Source organism: Streptomyces sp. NH27 (assembly GCF_056859195.1).
In genome coordinates this window covers 1-3,529 of sequence record NZ_JACEGK010000680.1, presented here as the reverse complement: position 1 = coordinate 3,529, position 3,529 = coordinate 1, and the positions used below count along the sequence as shown (strand labels likewise).

Annotated in this window: 3 protein-coding genes; 2 read left to right on the top strand and 1 reads right to left on the bottom strand. The window is 71.0% G+C overall.

Annotated elements, in window-relative coordinates:
- Positions 1 to 234: 234 nt before the first annotated feature.
- The gene (locus AC13HU_RS34295; protein ID WP_483045899.1) at positions 235 to 822 is read right to left on the bottom strand and encodes a suppressor of fused domain protein; all 588 of its coding nucleotides are present in this window, start codon (positions 820 to 822) and stop codon (positions 235 to 237) included.
- Between the two features lie 420 nt (positions 823 to 1,242).
- On the opposite strand from AC13HU_RS34295, the gene AC13HU_RS34290 reads away from it, so the two are divergent.
- Both AC13HU_RS34290 and AC13HU_RS34285 read left to right on the top strand, forming a co-directional pair.
- Entirely contained in the window at positions 1,243 to 2,388 is a 1,146-nt protein-coding gene (locus AC13HU_RS34290) for a magnesium and cobalt transport protein CorA (RefSeq protein ID WP_483045898.1), read from the top strand.
- A gap of 183 nt (positions 2,389 to 2,571) precedes the next feature.
- The gene (locus AC13HU_RS34285) at positions 2,572 to 3,459 is read left to right on the top strand and encodes a DMT family transporter (RefSeq protein ID WP_483045900.1); all 888 of its coding nucleotides are present in this window, start codon (positions 2,572 to 2,574) and stop codon (positions 3,457 to 3,459) included.
- Positions 3,460 to 3,529: the final 70 nt, after the last annotated feature.

Sequence of the window (3,529 nt, the reverse complement as noted above, 5' to 3'; positions counted from 1 at the left end):
CCCCCAACCCGCCGAGCCGCCCCGACCGCGTAGTCCGCCGGACCCTGCGGTGGCTTGGTAGCTGGTCTCTTGTGCGGCTCTTTTCGCGGAACGAGCCGCACAAAACCAGGGGCGCGTGGGGGCACTCCCCCTGGCTTCGCCGGGGGCACCCCCACCCAGGCGAAGCTCTGGGGGAGAACGGCGCGACAAGCCACCCACCAACAGGTGGTCCCGGGGGCGACAGAACCACGCACCCTAGGGGGTCAGGGGCACCGCCCCCCGCTGGGGATCGCGGAGGTCCGTTTCGTGGGCCAGCCAGCGATCCTGGAGCGCGGCGGCACCGTGGACCCGTTTCCAGGCGGCTTCCGCGGGGGTCATGGGCAGGAGCGGGAAGAAGCGGACCGGGTCGAGGGGTTCCGGGAGCGGGAGGTCCGGCACGAGACCGCCCGGTTCGGCGACGAGGACCGCGGAGAAGGGAGCACCCGGCCAGAGCGGTTCGGTCGTGTCGAGAGAGCCGCCGGGCGCGATGACGAGGCCCTCCACTTGCGGGGAAGCGGCGAGCACCGCCAACGGACGCAGCACTTTGTCGGTGTCGGCGAGCCCGGCCCGGACGGTGATCAGCAGCTCGCCGCGCGGCCCGCGCAGCGGGTCCGCCACGGTGGCGAGCGGGTCGGCCATCGGCCGCGCCGACATCCCGAGCGTGGCGTACCGCACCAGGTCACCGGCGGTGTAGCGGAGCACCTCGACCCGGTCGGTGCCGACGAAGGTGACGGCGGCGCGGGCGTCGGGCGCACCGAAGGCATCGGACAACCGTGCTTCGACAAGCGCCAGAACATCAGCCATACGGCGAGCATAGAACGCGTACAGAACCGGTAAGGCGGCACCGAGGAGGCACTCGGGCTTGCTAAGGTAGGGCGTTCACTCGCGCACCAAGGACATCCCTCAGCGGGGATCGACCGGAGGAGGTGGGGACTGACATGGATCCGAGTCGACCGTGCAGTACCGGCAGCTCTTCCGTATGCCGTTTCGCGCGCTGAATTCCCCGCCGTACTCGCACGTCCCGCGTTCCCTACCCGGCTGACCGGGTCCAAAACGCGTCACCTCACGAGTCGCGGTTCTCCCTCACCGGATGCGGTGGGGAGGCACCAGCTCCCGCGGAACCCGCCACAGCGGAAGAGCGCCCTGAACTGCCTGCGATCACCCACCCTGATCCGCATTTCAGTGCGGCACCATGCCGTCGGCCAGTCCGTGAAGGAGCTTGCCATGTCGATGATCCGCGACCTGCGCGCAGTAGTACGCCCTGCCCTGCGGCCGACCCTCCGCAAGACCGCCACGTCCTACGACTACGGCCCGACCCACGAACCGCGCGCCACCAGCGCGATCGTGGACTGCGCCGTCTACCGCGACGGCGTGCGGCACGGCGACGCCACGGACCCGCACGAGGCGCTGGAGACGGTGCGCGCCGGGCGGCCGGGATCGCAGTGCGACGGCAGCGACGGCTTCGTGTGGATCGGGCTGCACGAACCCACCGAGCAGGAGTTCGCGGGCATCGCCGAGGAGTTCGGCCTGCACCCGCTCGCGGTCGAGGACGCCGTCCACGCCCACCAGCGGCCGAAGCTGGAGCGGTACGACAACTCGCTGTTCGCCGTCTTCAAGACGATCCGCTACGTCGAGCACGCCGAACTCACCTCCACCAGCGAGGTGGTGGAGAGCGGCGAGGTGATGGTCTTCACCGGCCGGTACTTCGTGATCACCGTCCGGCACGGCGGGCACGGGTCGCTGCGCGCGCTGCGGCACCGGCTGGAGGACGACCCGGAGTTGCTGGTCAAAGGCCCATCGGCCGTACTGCACGCGATCGCGGACCAGGTCGTCGACGACTACCTGGCGGTCTCCGAAGCGGTGCAGGACGATATCGACGAGGTCGAGATCGACGTCTTCTCCGCCGACAACGGGAAGACCTCGCGCGGCGGCGACGCCGGGCGGATCTACCAGCTCAAGCGGGAAGTGCTCGAGTTCAAGCGGGCGGTGTCCCCGCTGCTGCGGCCGATGCAGTTGCTCGGCGAGCGGCCGATGCGGCTGATCGACCCGGAGATCCAGAAGTACTTCCGTGACGTGGCCGACCACGTCGCGCGCGTGCACGAGCAGGTCACCGGGTTCGACGACCTGCTCAACTCCATCCTCCAGGCCAACCTCGCGCAGGCGACCGTCGTCCAGAACGAGGACATGCGCAAGATCACCGCGTGGGCCGCCATTCTCGCGGTGCCGACCATGATCACCGGTGTGTACGGCATGAACTTCAAGCACATGCCCGAACTCGGCTGGACGTACAGCTATCCCGTCGTGCTCGCCTCGACCCTGGCGATCTGCTACGCGATTCATCGCGGGTTCCGTCGCAACGGCTGGTTGTAGGTCAGCTCTCTCCCCGCGTAGCCACCAACGAACCAGCGGGAGAGCCGCGCGCTCGGCAGGCCACCGGCCCGCAGCCGGGAACGGAACGGATCGGACCGGAACGGAACGTACCGACGCAGACCGTACGCTTGTGCGGTGACCACTCCCGAGAGAACCGCCGCTCAGCCGCTTGCCGCAGCCACGGTGAACAGCGAAGTGCCCGAGGCGGGCCGCGGGGTGGACCTGACGCTGCTGGCCGTGGCGATCGCCGGGGTGTCCCTGTCGGCTCCCCTGATCGCGGCGACGGCCGCCCCCGCGCTGGCGATCGCCTTCTGGCGGAACGCGATGGCCGTGGGGGTGCTCAGCCCGGTGGCGCTGTGGCGGCACCGGGGCGAGCTGCGGCGGACGGGCCGGCGGGCGCTGGGTCTGTCGGTGCTCGCCGGGCTGTTGCTGGCCGTGCACTTCGGGATGTGGCTGCCGAGCCTGAACATGACGTCGGTCGCCACCTCGACCGCTCTGGTCACCACGACGCCGATCTGGACCACGCTGATCCTGCGGCTGCGCGGCCACCGCCCGCCGCGGCTGGTGTGGGGCGGCACCGCGCTCGCGGTCGTCGGCGTGCTGATCCTCACCGGGCTCGACCTGTCGACGGACAGCCGGGCGCTGGTGGGCGACGCGCTGGCGCTCGGCGCCGGGCTGGCCGCGGCCGTCTACATGCTGCTCGGCTCGGAGGTGCGGCGCACCGCGACGACCACGGCGTACACCTTCGTCTGCTACGCGACCACGGCGGTGGCCCTGCTGTGCGCGTGCCTGGTCTCCGGGTCGGCGCTGGCCGGGTACGACGGGCGGACCTGGCTGAAGATCGCGGCGCTGACGGTGGTGGCGCAGTTGCTGGGGCACTCGCTGCTGAACCGGGTGGTGCGGGGCCTGGGACCGTCCACCACCTCGACCGCGATCCTGCTGGAGACCCCGGGCGCCGCGCTGGTCGCGGGGCTGTGGCTCGGCCAGACCCCGCCGGCGGCCGCGTATCCCGCGCTGCTGGTGATCCTCGGCGGCCTGGCCCTGGTGATCCTCGCGGACCGCCGCCGCTAGGGCCCTGACCGCACCAGGGCCTGCACTAGCCTGGGCACATGTCGACGCCGTCCACACCGCCCGCCTCCCC